The following is a 17,308-nucleotide window of genomic DNA, read 5'->3' as shown; positions in this document are numbered from 1 at the left end:
AAGGAGCCACGTCATGCTCGAACACTTGGACACCGAGGGCGGCACGATCGCCTACAACCTCTCCGGAACAGGCCCGCTCGTGGTCCTCGCCCACGGCATGGGCGACAGCCGGCACGCCTACCGTTTCGTCGTACCGGAGCTCGTCGCGGCCGGCTACCGGGTGGCGAACGTCGACCTCCGCGGCTGCGGCGACTCGAGCACCGGGTGGGACGGCTACCAGCGCACCGACATCGCACGTGACCTCGTCGCCGTGGCCCGCCACCTCGGTGGCCCGGCCGTGGTCGTCGGGCAGTCCATCAGCGGGGGCGCGGCGACCATCGCCGCGGCCACCGCACCGGACCTGGTCGCGGGCATCGTCGAACTGGCGCCGTTCACGCGCAAGCAGTCCGTCGACCTGGGCGGACTCCTGCGCAACCGCCGACACCGCGCCGGCACCGTCCAGCTTGCGCGGGTCATGACGAGCGGCAGCCTGCCCGGCTGGCTCGCGTACCTCGACATCGCGGTGCCCACCAAGCCCGCCGACTGGGCGACGGAACGCAGCCGCATCGAGACGACCCTGCGGCAACCGGAGCGGATGGCGGCCCTCCGCGCCATGACCCGCACGTCGCCCGCCGACGCCGGCGAGCAGCTGGGTGCCGTCCGGTGCCCCGTGCTCGTCGTCGAGGGCAGTGCCGACCCGGACTGGGCCGTGCCCCGTGCCGAGGGCGAGCGGATCCTCGCCGACCTGCCGGACGGCCTCGGGGAACTCGCCGTGATCGACGGCGCCGGCCACTACCCCCACACCGAGACGCCGGCGGCGCTCCTCGCCCTGCTGCTGCCGTTCCTCGCCCGCACGCTGCCCGTCGCAGGTCCCGTTGCCTAGGGCGGGGCTCGACCCGGCGACCGTCACCGAGGCCGCGGCGACGCTGGCCGACGAGATCGGCCTGGCCCAGCTGAGCATGAGCGTCGTCGCCGACCGCCTCGGGGTGAAGGCACCGTCGCTGTACAAGCACGTCGACGGACTCGGCGACCTCACGCGCAGGATCGCGATCCTCGGTGCGAACGAGCTCGGTGACGCACTCCGCGACGCCATGCAGGGCCGCAGCGGTCGGAGTGCGCTCGAGGCGGCGGTGCAGACCGTGCGCCGGAGCGTCCAGGAGCACCCGGCGCGGTACCAGGCAGCCGTCGGCGTCCGGCCGACCGGTGCCGATGACCCCCTGGCGGTCGCACTCGGCCGCACCTTGGCGTCCTTCGCCGCGGCGCTCCGCGACTACCCGCTCGACCCGGCCGACGAGGTCCATGCGCTCCGGGTGCTCCGCAGCGTCCTGCACGGGTTCGCCACGATCGAGGCGTCCGGCGGGTTCCAGATGGACACGGACGTCGATGCGAGTGCTGCGTGGATGGTCGACTTCCTGGATCGCGGCTTCCGTGCCGCGACGACACGGTGACCGTGTCCACGGCGGCGCGTCCGTCGAGGCCCGTCGGTCACGACCTGCTTCGTGGCGGCCTGCGGTTCCTGGCGGAGCTCGTCGCGTGGGTGGCCGTTCCCTGGGCGCTCTGGCCCCACTCGCCGGTGCTCGCGATCGCCGCCGTCCTGGTCCTCGTCTTGCCGCCGGCGGTGTTCGGGACCCCGGGCGACCGCCCCGGCGGCGACCCGCCGGTCGCGGCACCGGGAGCGGTCACCATCGCGTCGGTCCTCGCGCACCTCGTGGGGGCGGTCGCTGCAGCCTGGGTCCTGTGGCCGACGGCGGTCGCGATCGTCGTCACCGCCCTGTGCGTCGCCGTCGTCGTCTCGGAACAGCCGCGGTGGCGCGCGCTGGTCGGACGCGGGCGCTGAGCCGTTCGTAGGCTGACGCCATGGCAGCAGCAGACGAGACCGGTCCGTTCTGGCACGGCACCGTGGCGGCCCTGCAGCCCGGGGAGTTCCTCTCCCCCGGCTTCCATTCGAACTACCGCCCCGACGTCGTGATGAACCACGTCTACTTCACGGCGACCCGCGACGGAGCAGGGCTCGCGGCCGAACTCGCGGCCGAGCTCGTGCCCGGCGACCGCGAGCCGCGTGTGTACCGTGTCGAGCCGACCGGCCCCTTCGAGGACGACCCGAACGTGACGGACAAGAAGTTCCCGGGCAACCCGACCCGGTCGTACCGCAGTGCCTTCCCGCTCCGCGTGGTCGGCGAGGAGACCGGGTGGACACGGCTCACCCCGGAGGCGTTGCGCCAGTGGCGGGAACGGCTCGTCGCGCTCCCGCCCGAGGAACGCGGCGAGATCGTCAACTGACCGGCATCCGCGCGCGATGGCGTTCGGGGCGACCCGGTATCCGAATCAGGACGCCGGCCAGCGCAGACGATCGTCTGGCGAACCGGTAGCGTGTGGGGTGGCGGCGTCTGCCGCACACCGTCCACGAAGGGGCCGACCATGCCGCGGAGCACCGATCGGGTCCGGGCGTCTCCGATCGTCCTCGCCGTGGGGATCGCTGCGCTCGCCGTCGCCATCGCCCTGCCCGCGCCGTCACCGACCACGCCGGGACCCGAGACGATCGGCCTCGGCGCATCCGGCGCACTCGGCGCCGCACTCGGGGCACCGCCGGTGACGAGCGGCGCGCACCGGTTCGCGATCCGCCCGCCACGGACGGTCGGCACCAGCGGAGTGGTCAGGGTGCGGTTCGCCGGACTGGGCACCCCCGGTGCCGTCGTCGTCGTCCACTACGGCAGCCCCGGGGACGACTCCGGGAACGAGCGCGTCGCGGAGGTCGAGCCGGGCAGCAGCGCCGTCGGCTCGACCGGCCGGTTCGCCTTCACAGCGGCGCTGCCCGAGCTGCCCCGCGACGCCGACGGAGCGTCCTGGAGCGCCCGCCTGATCGACCCGGAGTCACTCGACGTCATCGGCCGCGTCGAGGGCGTCCACCTCGTCGAGCAGACGGCCCCCTGACCCCCGGCTCCGCGGCCCCGCTCGATGAGAGGGCGCCCAGGGTGCTGGCTCCCGTTCCGTCCTGCGGTTACGTTCGCTAGACGAACGTCTGGCCAGCAGTCAGCGGCGAGACCTGACCTCGAGGAGCCCCCGTGTCGACACCCCACCGCACCCCGTCATCCCGACCCGCGTCCATCGCACTCGGGGCCGCGCTGCTCCTGACCATCGGCCTCGCCGGCTGTTCCACGGCCGGATCCGCAGCACCCTCGCCATCACCGTCCCCCGCTGCGCAGGGCGACGCTCCCGCGACGACCGACTCGTCACCGTCGGTCGACGTGACCGTCGCCGCGACGACACTCGGCAAGGTCGTCGTCGACGGCAAGGGCATGACCGCGTACTACTTCGACGCCGACGTCAAGGACTCCGGCAAGAGCACCTGCACCGGTGGCTGCGCGACCGCGTGGCCCGCGATCGAGGCGACAACCACGACGCCGAAGGTGTCCGGCATCACCGGCAAGGTCGGCACCATCACGGGCGTGGACGGCGGACGGCAGATCACGATCGACGGCCGACCGATCTACACCTTCGTCGGGGACAAGAAGGCCGGTGACGTGACGGGTCAGGGCGACAAGGGCGTCTGGTACGTCGTGAACCCGGACGGCTCCGAGCAGAAGAAGTAGGGCAGGCACCCCGGCGGGACGGCAGGGATGCCACGCCCGCCGGGGTCAGCCCTCGGCCTCGGCCGGGTGCCCGCCCACCCGCACGGGCTCCACCTGCTCGAGCAGCGCGTGCACGCCCGGCAGTCCGAGCCCGGTGAAGAGCGCCGCCCACAGGTCCCGGAGCTGCCCTTCGGTGTCCCGCGTCAGACGAGCACTCGTCCGGGCCCACATCACCCCGAAGGTCGACGTGAGCACGAGGTCCGCCGCACGTGCCCACTCGGGGTCGGTGGCCGGTCCGGTGCCACCGCTCGAAGCCGACAGGTGCCGACGGACGTAGTCGTCCCACGTGAAGACCCGTGGGATCACCTCCCCCGCACCGCGGAGTTCGTGACTCAGGCGGATCGCCCCGGCAGCCACCGGACACCGTATGGCGTCGGAACAGGCGGACGTGAGCATGACGAGCAGGTGTTCGAGCCCCTCGGGCTGGCGGATCAGCGAGTCGATCGCCGCCCAGCGAGCCTGCTGCCGCTCGATGACCGCGAAGGCGAGCTCGTGCTTGGACGAGAACACGTGGTAGCCGATCGCCGACTTCGGGCGGTCCATCGCGGCGGCGACCCGTGCGAACGAGGTCCCCGCGTAGCCGTGGCTCGCGAACACGGCCGCCGCAGCCTCGATGATCTGCTCGCGGGTCCGGGTCTTCGCCTGCTGCCGCTGGTTCATCGCACTCCTCGGTCGGGTCTTTGTTCATCATACGAACGTCTGACCAGGAGTCGTCAGCGGTCACGCCGGGCGCAATGCCTCTGATCTCCTCAGCTTCAGGATTTCGCTAGACGATCGTCTAGCCCGTTGTTAGCGTTCACGCACACCGGTCCACCCCGGCCCGTCCCCCACGAACCAGAGGAGTCCCCATGCGTTCGACCCCGTCCACCCACCGCTCCCCGTCGGTCCGCCGACTGACCGTGCTCGCGACCTGCGTCACCCTCGGCGGTGCGCTCGCCGCCGGCGTCCTGGTTCCCGCGCAGGCCGGAGCCGCCACGATCTCCCACACGGCGCACGCAACACACACCTCGACCCGGGCTGCGTCCGTGGCGTTCACCGCCAAGACCCACGGCGGGCCCGACCGGAAGAGCTTCACCGGCATCACCTTCGCCGGGACCGGGAAGCCCGGCACCCTGGTCATCGTCTACTACGACGCACCAGGCAAGCCGCGGGGCCTGTTCAACAAGCACATCGCCGAGGTCACCTCGGGGGACGACGTCGTCAGCGCCAGCGGCCACTACCGGTTCACCGCAGCGTTCCCGGACCTGCCGCGCGGCAGCACGACGCTGCACTGGCACGCCCGGCTCGCCGACCCGGACACCCTGTCGGTGATCGGACGCGTCAACGGCACCCGTACGCTCGGCTGACCCGTGACCCGCCACGCGCAACCGGCGCTCGCCCGCTCCCTGGCCGTCGCCGTGTCCCTGGCGGCCGTCGTCGGGGCCGCTCTCACCTGGGCTCCGTCGGCCTCGGCCGCCACGAGCGACTCCAACCGGGTCGCAGCGCCGATCATCGCCGGCACCGAGGTCGGGGTCCCCGGCGGCACCTGCACGGTCGGTGCCGTGCTGACAGCCAAGGGGTTCCGGAGCCAGCGCAAGCAGTACCAGCGAGCCACCCGGTGGGTCGTGCTCGCGAAGCACTGCGCGCCGCTCCAGGCACCCGTGCAGCTCGACGGCGCGACCGTCGGCAACGTGGTCTGGCAGTCCCCGGAGTCGGACCTCGAACTCGCCGTCGTCCCGCCCCTGGCGTGCACCCGGGCCCGGGCGGCGACCGGCTCGTGCGACCAGTCCGTCGCAACGTGGACGCCCCGGGCGTCGGGCCGTGTGTTCAACCGGGTGGACGGGGGCCTGGCACGCGCCGCCGTCACCGGCATCGGCAAGCCAGATGCCGATCCCTTCTGCACCAGCGGTGCGGCGAGCGGGCTGCTCTGCTCCTGGACGGCCACACGCGTGCCGGCAGCGAGCCATCCCGGCGCGCAGCACCTCGCCGCCGCGCGCGCCGGCGCCGGCATCGAGCCGGGCGACGCCGGCGGACCGGTGATCAGCACGACGAACCGGTTGTACGGGATCGTCTCGGGCAGTTCGACGACGAGCACGACGGGTTCGACGGTGCTGCTCTACACGCCCGCCCGGCAGGTCCTCACCGAGCTGTTCCGGTACCGGCTGGCCCCGGCGTCCTGAGGCGCTGGCCGCCGGGTGGGCGACTGAGCGCTGCCTCATGACCCGGACACGCCCCGGCAACCTCGACGCCACACCGCCGACGACCCGCGCCGCGATCCTGCGGGGAGCCGGACGCCACCACGTCCGGCTCCCCACGACCCCCGGGTCCTGATCAGATCGAGGTTGCCCCGTGTCCCCGCTCCGCCACTCCCCGCGCACCCGCTCCCCGCGCACCCACTCTCCGCGCACCACCCGCGTCGCCGCGACCGCCCTCGCCGGCCTGGCCGTCGTCGCGTCCGCCGCGTTCTCCGTCACCGCCGCCCACGCCGACGACACCCTGCAGCCGGCGTTCACCGCCGCCGACCACCCGATCACCGACGTCCCCGGTCTGGTCAACGGCCGCGAACTCGCCGCGGTCCACGGACGGTCGGGGCAGACCGTGAACGCCCCGCGCCTGATCCGCTCCGAGTCACTCGACAAGATCACCGCCGCCGGGGCCACGACCCTGGCCGACGAGTACCACGTCGACCTCGTCGTCGACCTGCGCACCCCGTCCCAGATCGCCGCGAAGCCGGACGTCGCGATCCCGGGTGCGCGCCACGTCGACATCTCGATGTTCGGCGCGGACGGCGACTACAGCGACGACACCGCGATGTACCACGACCTGGTCGACAAGGGCCGGGTCGACCAGGCGACACCCGGGTCGATGATCACCGCGTACCGCCGCGTGCTGCGGATCCTCGCCACGCACACCAGCGGCACGGTCCTGATCCACTGCTCCCACGGCATGGACCGCACCGGCACCGTCGTGGACCTGCTCGACCGGGTGCTCGGCGTCGACAGCGCGGACATCCTGCACGACTACCTGCTCTCGAACACGCAGCTCGGGGTGACCTGGGCGACACCGCAGCTGCTGCAGGGCACCTTCGAGCAGGACATCGCGACCGAGTACGGCGGCATGGGCTCGTACCTGACCGACACGATCGGCGTGACCGAGCACGAGGCCGCCGCTCTGCGCGAGCGTTTCCTCGTGTCGAACGACGACACCGTCTCCTCGATCGCGGTCGCGGGCGTGCGTGTCCACCTGCCCGCCGCTGCCTCGTCGCACGGCGCGACGGTGACCGCCCCGGTCCGGACGCTGCGGGCCGCCGACGTCCACGTGCACACGACGAACCCGAACGCGGTCGCCGCAGTGCACGTGTCCGGCCGGACGGCACGCATCACGGTCACCGCCCAGGACGGCACCACGACGAAGGAGTACCGCCTGACGGTCCGCCGCCCGGCCACGAAGCGCTAGCCCGGCACCCACGCCGACCGCCCGCGGCCCGCGCCGGGCGGTCGGCGTGACCAACTGTTCACCACGACCGTCGCCCGGCCCGGGCGTCCCTCCGGCTACCGTGACACTCGTGCAGTCCTCCAGACAACGGCGCCCGCGGTGACCGGACACCCCGCCGTCCCGACCATCCACGACGTCGCCGCCCTGGCCGGTGTGTCGAAGTCGGTCGTCTCCCGTGCCCTCGCCGGCGCGTACGGCGTGGCTCCGTCGACGACCGAGCGGGTCAAGCGGGCCGCGCTCGACCTCGGCTACGTCGCGAACGCGAACGCCCGGGGCATGTCGGCACACCGCACGCACACGCTCGGGGTGTTCGTCCGCGATGCCTCCACCCCCTTCTACGGGCACCTGCTGACCGCGTTCCAGCTGCAGGCCGCGGCGCGCGGGTACCGCGTCGTCACCGCCACGGGTGCGGGGTCGTTCCCGGTCAGCGAGGAACGCCGGGCGCTCGAGACCCTGGTCTCCCTGCGCGTCGAGGGGCTCATCGTCTGCAGCGGGGCCCTGCCGATCGCCGACGTGCTGCCGTTCGCCCGACGCATCCCGACCGTGGTCTCCGGGCGCCCCGAGACGAACGACGCGGTGAGCAGCGCGTACTGCGACGAGCGCGGTGGCGGACGCGGCCTCGCCGACCACGTCGCCGACCTCGGACACCGTCGCGTCGCGGTGCTGACGGTCACACCGTCCGGGTCGCTGACACAGTCGGCACGCACCGACGCGATGGTGCGTCGACTCCGTGCGCGCGGCGCCGAGGTGCTCCGGATCCGCTCCGAGGACCACGGCGCAAACCCCGAGGACCTCGACTCGTTCGTCGAGCAGGTGCTCCGGGCCGGCGGTGTGACGGCGATCATGGCACCGAGCGACCGCTGGGCCGTCGGAGTGCTCGAGTCGATGCGCCGCCGCGGCCTCCGTGCACCGGACGACCTGTCGGTCACGGGCTACGACGGGGTCGCCCCACTCGCCACGGAGCTGCTCGGAATCACCTCGTGGCGACAGCCGCTCGGCCTGATCGGCCGCCTGTCCGTGGACGACGTGGTCGACCAGATCGACGGTCGCTCGACGGGCGTCACCCACAACGCGGTCGACGGTGCCCTGGTACCGGGTCGGACCGCCGCCCGGGTCTGAGCGCCGAGCGACACGGACGGACGAGAACGGCCGACCCCGCGCCGCCGACACCCATCGTTCACCGTTCCGTCACGGACCGACGGGTGAGATCCGGTCCCGTCCGGTTGATCATGGGGAACGTTCCCGACCATCGGGAACGTTCCCCATCCCCGATCCCGGACGGACCCATGCCCCAGAACGTCACCGCCAAGCTGCCGCGCGACCCGAGCGACCCGTACCGCCACGGCATCTACCTGCGCCCGGACGCCCGCACCTGCCGGGCCGTCACGGTCGTCACCGACCAGCTCCGCGCGCAGTACGGCCTGCTGTCGGCCGGTGCCTTCCCGCCGCACGCCACGCTCGTCGGCAGCCAGCCGTTCGGCAGCCACGAGGACCAGGTCGTCGCGGCCGTCACGGCACTGCTCGACGGCCGACCGGCGTTCGACGTCCACAACGCCGGCGTCCGTGAACAGGGCATCGGGTTCGTCTACGACGTCGCGACCCGACCGGACGGCTCGCACAACGACGACTTCGTCCGGCTCGCCGCCGACATCGAGGCCGTGGTCGCACCGTTCCGGCAGCCGATGCAGGTCCCGCTGGCGAACGACTACGACCCGGAGCAGTACCGCGCGCACCTCTCCCTCGCCTCGCACGACCTGTACGGCCGACCGGACCTGCACGACGAGGTCGGCGCGTTCATCCGCGAGCTCGACGTCGACGTCCCGACTGGCTTCCGCGGCGACACCGTCGTGCTCTACCGCACCGCGAGCCCGGACTGGTCCGGTCGCTGGTGGCAGACGATGACGTGGGAACACGTCCACACCTGGAAGCTCGCCTGACCGTGGCCGCGACCCTCCGCGACGTCGCAGAGCGATGCGCCATCTCGCGATCGCTCGTGTCACTCGCCCTGCGGGGCGACGACGGTGTGTCCCGGCCACGTCGGGAACTCGCGGTGCGGACGGCGGACGAGCTGGGCCTCCCGGTCGGTTCGCTCGCCAGGCGACGCGCGCAGGGCGCGCCGCTCGTACTCGGGGTGGTCGTCACAGAAGCTGCGAACCCGTTCCACGACGAAGCGCTCCGGAGCGCACGCGCGACCGCGCAGACCCTGGGGTTCGCGCTCCGGGTCGTGGACGGGTTCCGTGACCCTGCCCGGTTGGCCGACGGCCTGGAGGCCCTGCACGCCTCCCACGGATCGGCCGACGGTGTCCTCGGGGTCGCGGTCCTGAGCAGTCGGCTCGCCCCGGCACGGCTGGCTGCGGCCGCGCGCGACCTGCCGGTCGCGGTCCTCGGATCGAGCGGGTCGGCACTCGCCGGTCTCGGACTCGACACCGTGCGCGCCGACGAGGAGGCGGGCATGCGCGCGCTGGTGCTCCACCTCGCCGCACTCGGGCACCGGCGCACGTGCTTCGTGGCGGAGTCCGACCACCCCTCGACGACGCGTCGTGCCGTCGCGCACGCCGCGGTCACCGCACAGCTCGGCGCACCGGGCGACCACCGCGTCGACGACGTCGAGGCCCTGGCGGCGGACCCGGCGCGGATCGCCCGGCACCTGGGTGACGGGGTGACGGCGTTCGTCGCGACGGACGACGCGACCGCGGCGCGGCTCGTGGCGATCGCCGACGGCGCGGGGCTCGCGCTCCCCCGGATGGCGGCGGTGACCGGGTTCGACGGCACCGGTCTCGGCGAACGACTCGACCTGACGAGTGTCGACCAGCCACGCGTCCGGATGGGTGCGCGGGCGGTCGAGCTCGTGGTCGAGCGGCTCCGGGGTCGCCGCGGCGACCGGCACGAGGTGCTCCCGACGCACCTGCTGCCGCGCGGGTCCACCGCGAGGGCGGTCGCCGGGCACCCGCTCGGCTGACCGCTCGCGGCGCCCACGTCGAATCGGTCGGCGGGCCGGTCTGCGGCTCAGTCGGCGGGCCAGCTGGCGGCCCGGTCGGCGGCTCAGTCGGCGGCGGTCGTGGCCGACAGCTCCTGCACCCGGCGCACCAGCTCGGCGTGCGATCCCCCGGCGCCGGCGGCGACGTAGTCGTCGGCCAGGTGGGCGCGGTCGACGGCCTCGCCCCGACGGAAGCCCCGGAACCACCCGCCGGCGCGCTCGAGCACCAGTGCCCCGGCGGCGACGTCCCACGGGTGCGTGGCGAAGCCCATCGTGACGTCCGACCACCCGGCGGCGACGTGCACCAGGTTGAGGGCACCGCTGCCGAGGCTGTGGTGGTGGCGGTACCGGAGCGTCAGGTCCCGGAGCAGGTCGAACGCCGCTGCTTCGCCGAGCAGGTCCAGGTCCTGCTGCACGGGGAAGCTCGTCAGGACCGTCGCGGCGTCGTCCGGCCCCGACGACGAGTGCATCGGGGCGCCGTCGAGCCAGGCGCCGTCGTCGTCCGCCGCGAACACGTGGTCGGCGACCGGGTCGAACACCACACCGGCGACGACCTCGCCGTCGACCTCGGCCGCGATCGAGATGCACCAGTACGCGAGTCCGCGGGCGAAGTTCGCGGTGCCGTCGATCGGGTCCACGATCCACCGGACCACGGGGTCCGCGGTGCTGCCGGTGCTGCCGGTGTCACCGGTGGTGCCGCCTTCTTCGCCGAGCACGACGGAGCCCGGCACGGCCGCGGTGAGCACCGTCGTGATCGCCTCCTCCGCCGCGCGGTCGTGCAGGGTCACCACGTCGTGCGCATCGCGCTTCGTGCTGATCGTCATCGGGGCGCGGAACACGGCGAGCAGGTCGGGCGCGACGGTGCGCGCGGCCTCCTCGGCGATCGCCCGGAGTGTCTGGGGAGCAGGAACGGTTCGCATGGTCCCCGGTTCTACGACGTCGAGGCCCCTGGACGGCGAACCACGCCGGTCGACGGGCCGAACCCGAGGTGAACGCGCGGCGTGCGACGGTGAACGCAGGCACCCGATCGGCGGAGGGGTTGAACGCGGCGTGAACGGGTGACGGCGGGTGGTCGACGTGCCTTGACCGGTCTCCGACCCCCGCCGCACAGTGGAGTCGTTCCCGGTTAGGGAACGTTCCCTACTCGGAGGAGTCCGCCCCATGACGGTCCCCGTCAGGTCCGGCCTGGTCGCCGGTCCCCCGCGTACCGCAGGGTCGCCGCGGTCGCCGCAAGCGCGGCGTCCGCCCCGGGCGACCCGGACGACGCGGTCCTCGTTGCGCTCGGACCGACGGCTCGGTCTGGTGCTCCTCGCACCGGCGCTGCTCGCGTTCGCGGTCTTCGTCTTCTACCCGCTCGGCCGCGTCCTCGTCCTCAGCACCCAGGGCACCGACATCTTCGGTCAGCCGGCGGGCTCGGTGGGGCTGCAGAACTACGTCCGCACGTTCACCGACCCCGCGTTCGGGCGGACGATGCTGACCACCGCGGTCTTCTGCGTCGGCGTGGTCGTCGGCCGCATCGTGTTCGGTCTGCTCGTCGTGATCCCCCTGACCGTGAAGCTCCGCGGCCTGCCGGTCTTCCGCGCACTCCTGACGGCACCCATGGTCGTGTCCGTGTCAGCGGGGTCCGTCGCGTTCGCGGCGATGCTCGCACCCGGCAACGGGCTGCTGAACACGGTGATCACCCAGTTCGGCGGCGCGCCCGTGCCGTTCCTCACGAGCACCCAGTGGGCCCTGGCGAGCGTCATCGTCGTGACGATCTGGGGGTCGCTCGGGTTCACCGTGCTGCTCCTGCTCGGAGCGTTCGGCGCCATCGACCAGGACGTCATCGAGGCGGCGCACCTGGACGGCGCCGGGCCCGTGCGGACGCTCTGGTCGATCTCCCTGCCGCTCGTCACGCCGACGCTCTTCTTCGTCGTCGTGACCGGAACCGTCGAGGCACTCACGACCTTCGGGCAGATCCAGATCCTCACGGGCGGCGGTCCGGCCGACTCCTCGAAGACCCTCGTCTACGCGATCTACCAGCAGGCCTTCGGGTCCGGCAGCGCGAACTTCGGCCTCGCCGCCGCGCTCGGGGTCGTCCTGTTCCTGCTGGTCCTCGGGCTGTCGCTCGTGCAGTTCGGCGTGCTCGAGAAGCGGGTGAACTACTGATGCGCCCCGTCACCGCACGCCGGCTCCGGAGCGTCTTCGTCTACGCCTGGCTCGTCATCGCGGTCGTCGTCGTCTGCTTCCCGCTCTACTACGTCTTCGAGGGCGCGCTCACCCCGACCCGGTACCTGGACCAGGGCCTCGCCGGCCTCGTGCCGATCCACCTGACGCTCGACAACATCGTCCGCGCCACGCAGGTCGTCCCGCTCGGGCAGCAGTTCCTGAACAGCGTCGTCGTCACCCTCGCCCAGACGGTGCTGCAGGTCGTCATCGGCATCATCACCGCCTACGCCCTGGTGTTCTGTCAGCTCCGGGGCGCCCGTGCCCTGTTCCTCGTCCTGCTCGCCAGCATGATGATCCCCGGCGAGACGACCCTGATCGCGAACTACCTGACCGTCGCGTCCTGGCACCTCATCGACACGCTCCTGGTCGTCTTCCTGCCGTTCGTGGCCTCGGCGCTGACGATCTTCCTGTTCCGCCAGGCGTTCCTGAGCTTCCCCGACGAGCTGCGCGAAGCCGCGGTGCTCGACGGCGCAGGACACTTCCGGTTCATCCGGTCCATGCTCCTGCCGCTCACCCGCCCGACGCTCGTCTCGGTCACCCTGGTGAGCGCGACGGCCGCCTGGAACGGGTTCTTCTGGCCGCTCCTCGTCACCAACTCGCCGGAACACCGCACCGTGCAGGTCGGCATCGCCCAGCTGTCCGACGCCGAGGCCGCCGACATCGGCGTGGTCCTCGCCGGCGCCGCCATGGTGACCCTCCCCGTCCTGGTCCTCGTCCTCGTCGCCCAGCGGTTCCTCGCCGGCGGCCTCACCGCCGGGGCGCTCAAGTGACGACACGTTCCCGCCCCTCCCCGACCCCCGCCCGCCCCACACCCGAAGGACGCACCATGCCCGCACGTCGTTCCACCGCCCTCACCGCACTCGCCACCGGGGCCGTCGCGGTCCTCGCCCTGACCGGGTGCTCCACGTCGAACTCCGCGTCGGACAGCTCCGGCCCCGTCACCGTCGACTTCTGGCACGCCATGTCCGGGCCGCCCGCGACCGAGCTCGACGCGCTCGTCGCCCGCTTCAACAAGGAGAACGACCAGCACATCACCGTGAAGTCGTCGTTCCAGGGCGACTACGCGGCCGTCCAGACGAAGTACACGGCGGCGGTGCAGTCCGGCTCGACACCGGACCTGCTCATGATGAACGACGTGTCGACCGGCTTCATGATCGACTCCGGCCAGACGGTGTCCCCCGCGAAGATCAGCGGATCGACGTCAGGCACCGACACGATCGCCCCGGCCGCCGCCACGTACTACAGCGACGGCAAGCAACTCGCGGCGATGCCGTTCTCGGTCTCGATGCCCGTGCTCTACCTGAACAAGGCACTCGTCGCGAAGGCCGGCCTCGACGCCACGAAGCCGCCGAAGACGCTGGCGCAGGTCGCGACCTGGGCCGAGAAGATCCACGCCGCGACCGGTGGCTACGGCATGAGCATGAACATGGGCGACTCGTGGATGCTCGAGGAACTCAGCGCCTCGGGCGGCCAGCCCTTCTGCACGCCGGACAACGGCCGGAAGGGCAAGCCCGTCACCGGCGTCTCGCTCACCTCGGACACCCAGGTGCAGTTCATGACCACACTGCAGAAGCTCTACCAGGACGGCGCCGCCCTGAACCCCGGCACCGACTCGACCGTCCAGAACTCGGCGTTCTCGAGCAACAAGGTCGGGATGCTGCTGACCTCGTCCGGCGCCTACACGACGGTCGACCCGGACGGCTCGAAGTCCGTCGTCGCCCGGTTCCCCACCACGTCGGCCTCCGACGACGCCGGCCAGGTCATCGGCGGCAACGCGCTGTGGATCTCCGGCAAGGGCCACTCGTCCGCCGAGCAGCAGGCCTCGTACACGTTCGCCAAGTGGCTCCAGACGCCGGAGGTGCAGGCCGAGTGGGCGAAGGCGACCGGCTACGTCGCGATGAACACGGACGCCCAGGACACCACCGTGGGCAAGCGCTCCCTGTCCGACCCGAACATCGCCACGATGTACCAGCAGCTCGCCGACGACCCCACGAGCGTCGCCGCGGCCGGCTGCATCACCGGCGCGTTCCCGACGGTGCGCGCCACCGTCATCGGCGCCTTCAACCGGATCGTCGAGGGTGCCGACGTCGAGTCGACGATGCAGGACGCGGAGCAGCAGGCCGGCAAGCAGATCGAGTCGTACAACGAGGCCGCCGGCAAGTGAGCACGGTCCGTGCGTGAGTGCCCCGCGAGGCTGACCAAGGGTTCATGGAGCACGACCGTCGTTCGCCATACGGTTGTCTGACGAAGCGGGCAGGCAGCCCGCGCGACGATCGGAGCCCTGTGGTGTCTGCTGCGAACGGCCGGCCCGGCTACGGGGATCCGGAACCCCTGCGCATCGTGTTCTCGTTCCCACGGGGGCGGGGGCACCTCGCGCCGATGCTGCCGCTCGCCCGCGCGGCCAGCGCTGCCGGACACCGGACTGCACTGAGCGGCGCACGCGAGGCCGTCCTCGAACAGACCGGGTTCTCGCACCGGCAGCCGCGGGACGTGGAGCTGCCGGCGAGCAGGCCGGGCACCGGCACCCTGACCCCGATCGACCCGAGCACGGTGCTCACCCGCGTCCCCCAGGTGTTCCTGGCGGACCCGGCGGCCGGGGCCGTCATCGACGTCGGACGGCTGGTCACACGGTGGACGGCGGACCTCGTGGTCTGCGGGGAGTTCGACTTCGGCGCGATGACCGCCGCCGAACGAGCCGGGGTGCCGTGCGTGGTGGTCCTGGCCTTCGCGTCGGCCGGGGGGACCTGGCGCGACGCGGTGCGGGAGCCGCTCGAGGCGCTCCGCCGACGCGCGGGACTCGGGCCCGACCCGCAGCAGCACATGCTCGGCGGCGCGCTCACCGTCGTCCCGTTCCCGGCGTCGATGCGATCCGGGCACGAGCTGCATGGTCCGGTGATCCGGATGCGACCGGACGCCTGGTCGTCACCACCGTCGGATGCCGCGGCGTGGTTGGCCGCCGGCGACGGACCTCGCGTCTACGTCACGCTCGGCACCGAGTTCAACACGAAGTCCGGCGACCTGTTCGCTCGGCTCATCGACGGGCTCGCCGCCCTGCCGGCGCGGATCCTCGTGACGACCGGACCCTGGGTCGACCCGACGGCCTTCCCGGTGCCGGCGGGCCCGGGAGCGATCCGGATCGAGCAGTACGTCCCGCAGGACTCGGTGCTCGGGCTCGTGGACCTCGTGGTGAACCACGGCGGGTCCGGATCGGTGACCGGGGCGCTCGCGCACGGGGTGCCCCTGCTGGTCCTGCCGCTCGGTGCGGACCAGTTGCCGAACGGCAGCTGCGTCGAGACCCTGGGCGCCGGGCTCGTCCTCGACGCCGCGACGGCGACCCCGGAGGACATCCGCACCACTGCGTCGCGACTCCTGACCGAGCCGTCGTTCCGCGTCGCAGCCGGACGGGTCCGGACCGAGATCGCGACAGGTGAACCCCCGGCCGTCGTCCTCGCCGCCGTCGAGCGCCTGGTCGGCCGGCCCCCGACCCGTACTGACGAACGCTGAGCGGCGACCAGGCGACCCGAACTCACTCGGGTCAGCGCACCAGGCAGATCGTGCTCAAGTCGACGTCCGGACCGGGCCGCGTGTACGACGAGGTGCTCTCGAGCCAGTCTGCGGTCGGCGAGATCTGGTCGGGGACCATGTCCGCCTCCGACCGTGCGTCGATGCCCTCGGACTCCCAGTACGCGCGAACGAGGTCCACGTCGCGGTTCGCACCCTCGATCAACGTGTGGTCCTCGGGCAGGAGTTCCTTGCCGTCGGCGTCCGAGTAGTTGTCCGGGTGGTACCAGTACCGCCACCTGACCCCCTGGTGCGCGTTCGACAGCTGGCACTCCTCGCTGTACGCACCACCGGCTCGCTTGCCATCGCGGTAGGCGGACGTCCGGTCGCCGCCGAGGATCCGCACCGTGCGGTCCCCGATCCGCTCGAGCGTGGCCCGGGCGTCACCGTCGGCGAAGTGCCGCTCGGCGGCGGTCGGGGGCTGCGCCCACTGTCGGGCATCGGCGACCATGCTCCGCACCTGTGACGTCAGGACCAGGCCGTTCCACGGCACGGCGATGACCAGCACGACGATCGCCGCGACCACGGCGGCCAGCGAGTGCCGCCGTTCGCGCCGGCGAGCCCGGACCTGCACGACGAGCACCACCGCCGGGATCCCCACGGCCAGCGCGGCCCCGATCACCAGCCGGGTCAGCACGCCCCCTGGGCCGAGCCGGTCGTCCATCGACCCGAAGTCACGCGCCAGGTACGCCCCGATCTGGACCGCCCAGCTCACGACGAGCAGCACCGGCAGCACGAGCGCGATGGCGATCGCGTTCCCTCGCCCCGGCGCCGGGCCCGTCCCCTGGTCACGCCAGTCCTGCTGTTCCGTTCCCATGCCGGCCCCCGCCCCCGTGGTGTCGGGACCATCCTGCCAGCAGAACGCGCCCCGGGCCGCGAGCGACGCCTCCGCCCCACCCCCGAAGCGGTGGTGTTCCAGCGGTGCCTGTTGCTGCCAAGATGACCGACGTGACCACGACCACGCCTCGCGCCGATCCCGACGCCGCTGCCGACGGCTTCGAAGGCGGCTGGTTCCGCATCGACGACGACGTGGAACACCTGGACGACGTGGTGTGGCGACCCGCCACGGACGCGGACGACACAGCGACCACCCCCGGCCCTGCCGCCGTCATCGTCGGTGGCGAGCCGCGCGAGCACGTCGGTTCGACGCTGCCGTTGGCGCAGCTGGCGGAGATCGACGTGGCACGTCAACGCACCGTGCGGAAGCTCTGGCTCAGCCCGATCACCATCGTGGTGTGTCTGCTCGTCGTGACCGCGCTCGAGGTCTCGGGTCTGCCGTGGCGGACGGACCTCGGCAGGCAGCTCCTGGTCGGACTCGGCACGGCCCTGCCGGTCGACGCGCTCTGCACCGCGATCTGGTGGCGGATCACTCGTGACCCCTCGGGCGCCGTCGTCCGCAAGATGGGCGGACACCGGACCCGCCAGCAGTACGACCAGCAGCGCGCCGTCCTCGAACGCTGACCGCGCCGCGAGCGCGCCC

20 protein-coding genes are annotated in these 17,308 nt (G+C 72.5%); 17 read left to right on the top strand and 3 right to left on the bottom strand.

From position 1 onward, the window contains the following. Positions 1–13: 13 nt before the first annotated feature. The 6 genes from QRN49_RS17640 (at position 14) to QRN49_RS17615 (ending at position 3,569) form a co-directional block, all read left to right on the top strand. Complete coding sequence (locus tag QRN49_RS17640; RefSeq protein ID WP_284756972.1) at positions 14–862, top strand: alpha/beta fold hydrolase; 849 nt, start codon at positions 14–16, stop codon at positions 860–862. Then, positions 855–1,427 carry a TetR/AcrR family transcriptional regulator gene (locus QRN49_RS17635; RefSeq protein ID WP_284756970.1) on the top strand — a complete coding sequence of 191 codons (573 nt, stop codon included), beginning with the start codon at positions 855–857 and terminating at the stop codon, positions 1,425–1,427. Before QRN49_RS17640 ends, QRN49_RS17635 begins: the two co-directional genes overlap by 8 nt. Then, positions 1,424–1,816: a hypothetical protein gene (locus tag QRN49_RS17630; protein ID WP_284756969.1), complete on the top strand. Its 393-nt coding sequence runs from the start codon at positions 1,424–1,426 to the stop codon at positions 1,814–1,816. Before QRN49_RS17635 ends, QRN49_RS17630 begins: the two co-directional genes overlap by 4 nt. A 20-nt stretch (positions 1,817–1,836) precedes the next feature. Further along, positions 1,837–2,259 carry an NAD(+)--rifampin ADP-ribosyltransferase gene (gene arr / locus QRN49_RS17625; protein WP_284756968.1) on the top strand — a complete coding sequence of 141 codons (423 nt, stop codon included), beginning with the start codon at positions 1,837–1,839 and terminating at the stop codon, positions 2,257–2,259. A 138-nt stretch (positions 2,260–2,397) separates the two neighbouring features. Beyond that, positions 2,398–2,910, top strand: coding sequence for a hypothetical protein (locus tag QRN49_RS17620; protein WP_284756967.1), 513 nt, complete (start codon positions 2,398–2,400; stop codon positions 2,908–2,910). Positions 2,911–3,041: 131 nt separating this feature from the next. Further along, the gene (locus QRN49_RS17615; protein WP_284756965.1) at positions 3,042–3,569 is read left to right on the top strand and encodes a COG4315 family predicted lipoprotein; all 528 of its coding nucleotides are present in this window, start codon (positions 3,042–3,044) and stop codon (positions 3,567–3,569) included. A gap of 45 nt (positions 3,570–3,614) precedes the next feature. Here the strand turns inward: QRN49_RS17615 and QRN49_RS17610 are convergent, their stop codons facing one another. Continuing rightward, positions 3,615–4,268, bottom strand: a complete 654-nt coding sequence (locus QRN49_RS17610; RefSeq protein ID WP_111054644.1) for a TetR family transcriptional regulator — start codon at positions 4,266–4,268, stop codon at positions 3,615–3,617. Positions 4,269–4,456: 188 nt separating this feature from the next. On the opposite strand from QRN49_RS17610, the gene QRN49_RS17605 reads away from it, so the two are divergent. The 6 genes from QRN49_RS17605 to QRN49_RS17580 all read left to right on the top strand — a co-directional run bounded on the left by QRN49_RS17605 (position 4,457) and on the right by QRN49_RS17580 (position 10,041). Next, the gene (locus tag QRN49_RS17605; protein ID WP_284756963.1) at positions 4,457–4,954 is read left to right on the top strand and encodes a hypothetical protein; all 498 of its coding nucleotides are present in this window, start codon (positions 4,457–4,459) and stop codon (positions 4,952–4,954) included. Positions 4,955–4,957: 3 nt separating this feature from the next. Then, positions 4,958–5,767, top strand: coding sequence for a trypsin-like serine protease (locus QRN49_RS17600; protein WP_284756962.1), 810 nt, complete (start codon positions 4,958–4,960; stop codon positions 5,765–5,767). Positions 5,768–5,936: 169 nt separating this feature from the next. Continuing rightward, positions 5,937–7,043 (top strand): tyrosine-protein phosphatase, encoded by a 1,107-nt coding sequence (locus QRN49_RS17595; RefSeq protein ID WP_284756961.1) that lies wholly within the window; start codon positions 5,937–5,939, stop codon positions 7,041–7,043. A 138-nt stretch (positions 7,044–7,181) separates the two neighbouring features. Then, the gene (locus tag QRN49_RS17590; protein ID WP_284756959.1) at positions 7,182–8,201 is read left to right on the top strand and encodes a LacI family DNA-binding transcriptional regulator; all 1,020 of its coding nucleotides are present in this window, start codon (positions 7,182–7,184) and stop codon (positions 8,199–8,201) included. Between the two features lie 167 nt (positions 8,202–8,368). Beyond that, complete coding sequence (locus QRN49_RS17585) at positions 8,369–9,019, top strand: 2'-5' RNA ligase family protein (protein ID WP_071244405.1); 651 nt, start codon at positions 8,369–8,371, stop codon at positions 9,017–9,019. Positions 9,020–9,021: 2 nt separating this feature from the next. Then, the gene (locus QRN49_RS17580) at positions 9,022–10,041 is read left to right on the top strand and encodes a LacI family DNA-binding transcriptional regulator (RefSeq protein ID WP_284756958.1); all 1,020 of its coding nucleotides are present in this window, start codon (positions 9,022–9,024) and stop codon (positions 10,039–10,041) included. Between the two features lie 83 nt (positions 10,042–10,124). On the opposite strand, the gene QRN49_RS17575 is transcribed toward QRN49_RS17580, so the two are convergent. Further along, positions 10,125–10,979, bottom strand: a complete 855-nt coding sequence (locus QRN49_RS17575; RefSeq protein WP_284756955.1) for an inositol monophosphatase family protein — start codon at positions 10,977–10,979, stop codon at positions 10,125–10,127. Between the two features lie 382 nt (positions 10,980–11,361). Here QRN49_RS17575 and QRN49_RS17570 point away from each other — a divergent pair, with 382 nt between their 5' ends. From QRN49_RS17570 to QRN49_RS17555, 4 genes are all read left to right on the top strand, one after another. Continuing rightward, entirely contained in the window at positions 11,362–12,207 is an 846-nt protein-coding gene (locus QRN49_RS17570) for a carbohydrate ABC transporter permease (RefSeq protein ID WP_231495659.1), read from the top strand. Further along, positions 12,207–13,037 carry a carbohydrate ABC transporter permease gene (locus QRN49_RS17565; protein ID WP_284756953.1) on the top strand — a complete coding sequence of 277 codons (831 nt, stop codon included), beginning with the start codon at positions 12,207–12,209 and terminating at the stop codon, positions 13,035–13,037. The genes QRN49_RS17570 and QRN49_RS17565 overlap by 1 nt, the downstream gene beginning before the upstream one ends. A gap of 56 nt (positions 13,038–13,093) precedes the next feature. Further along, on the top strand, positions 13,094–14,431 hold the full coding sequence (locus QRN49_RS17560) for an ABC transporter substrate-binding protein (protein WP_284756952.1): 1,338 nt from the start codon (positions 13,094–13,096) through the stop codon (positions 14,429–14,431). 122 nt (positions 14,432–14,553) lie between these two features. Then, positions 14,554–15,771 (top strand): glycosyltransferase, encoded by a 1,218-nt coding sequence (locus QRN49_RS17555; RefSeq protein ID WP_284756951.1) that lies wholly within the window; start codon positions 14,554–14,556, stop codon positions 15,769–15,771. A gap of 31 nt (positions 15,772–15,802) precedes the next feature. Here the strand turns inward: QRN49_RS17555 and QRN49_RS17550 are convergent, their stop codons facing one another. Further along, positions 15,803–16,645, bottom strand: a complete 843-nt coding sequence (locus QRN49_RS17550) for a hypothetical protein (RefSeq protein ID WP_284756950.1) — start codon at positions 16,643–16,645, stop codon at positions 15,803–15,805. A gap of 131 nt (positions 16,646–16,776) precedes the next feature. On the opposite strand from QRN49_RS17550, the gene QRN49_RS17545 reads away from it, so the two are divergent. Beyond that, a complete protein-coding gene (locus QRN49_RS17545) occupies positions 16,777–17,289 on the top strand; it encodes a hypothetical protein (protein ID WP_209082020.1) in 513 nt (170 codons plus the stop codon). Positions 17,290–17,308 lie beyond the last annotated feature (19 nt).

This window comes from Curtobacterium sp. ME-Dv--P-122a (genome assembly GCF_030209645.1).
Taxonomy (GTDB): domain Bacteria; phylum Actinomycetota; class Actinomycetes; order Actinomycetales; family Microbacteriaceae; genus Curtobacterium; species Curtobacterium flaccumfaciens.
This window is presented reverse-complemented; position numbering and strand designations above follow the sequence as displayed.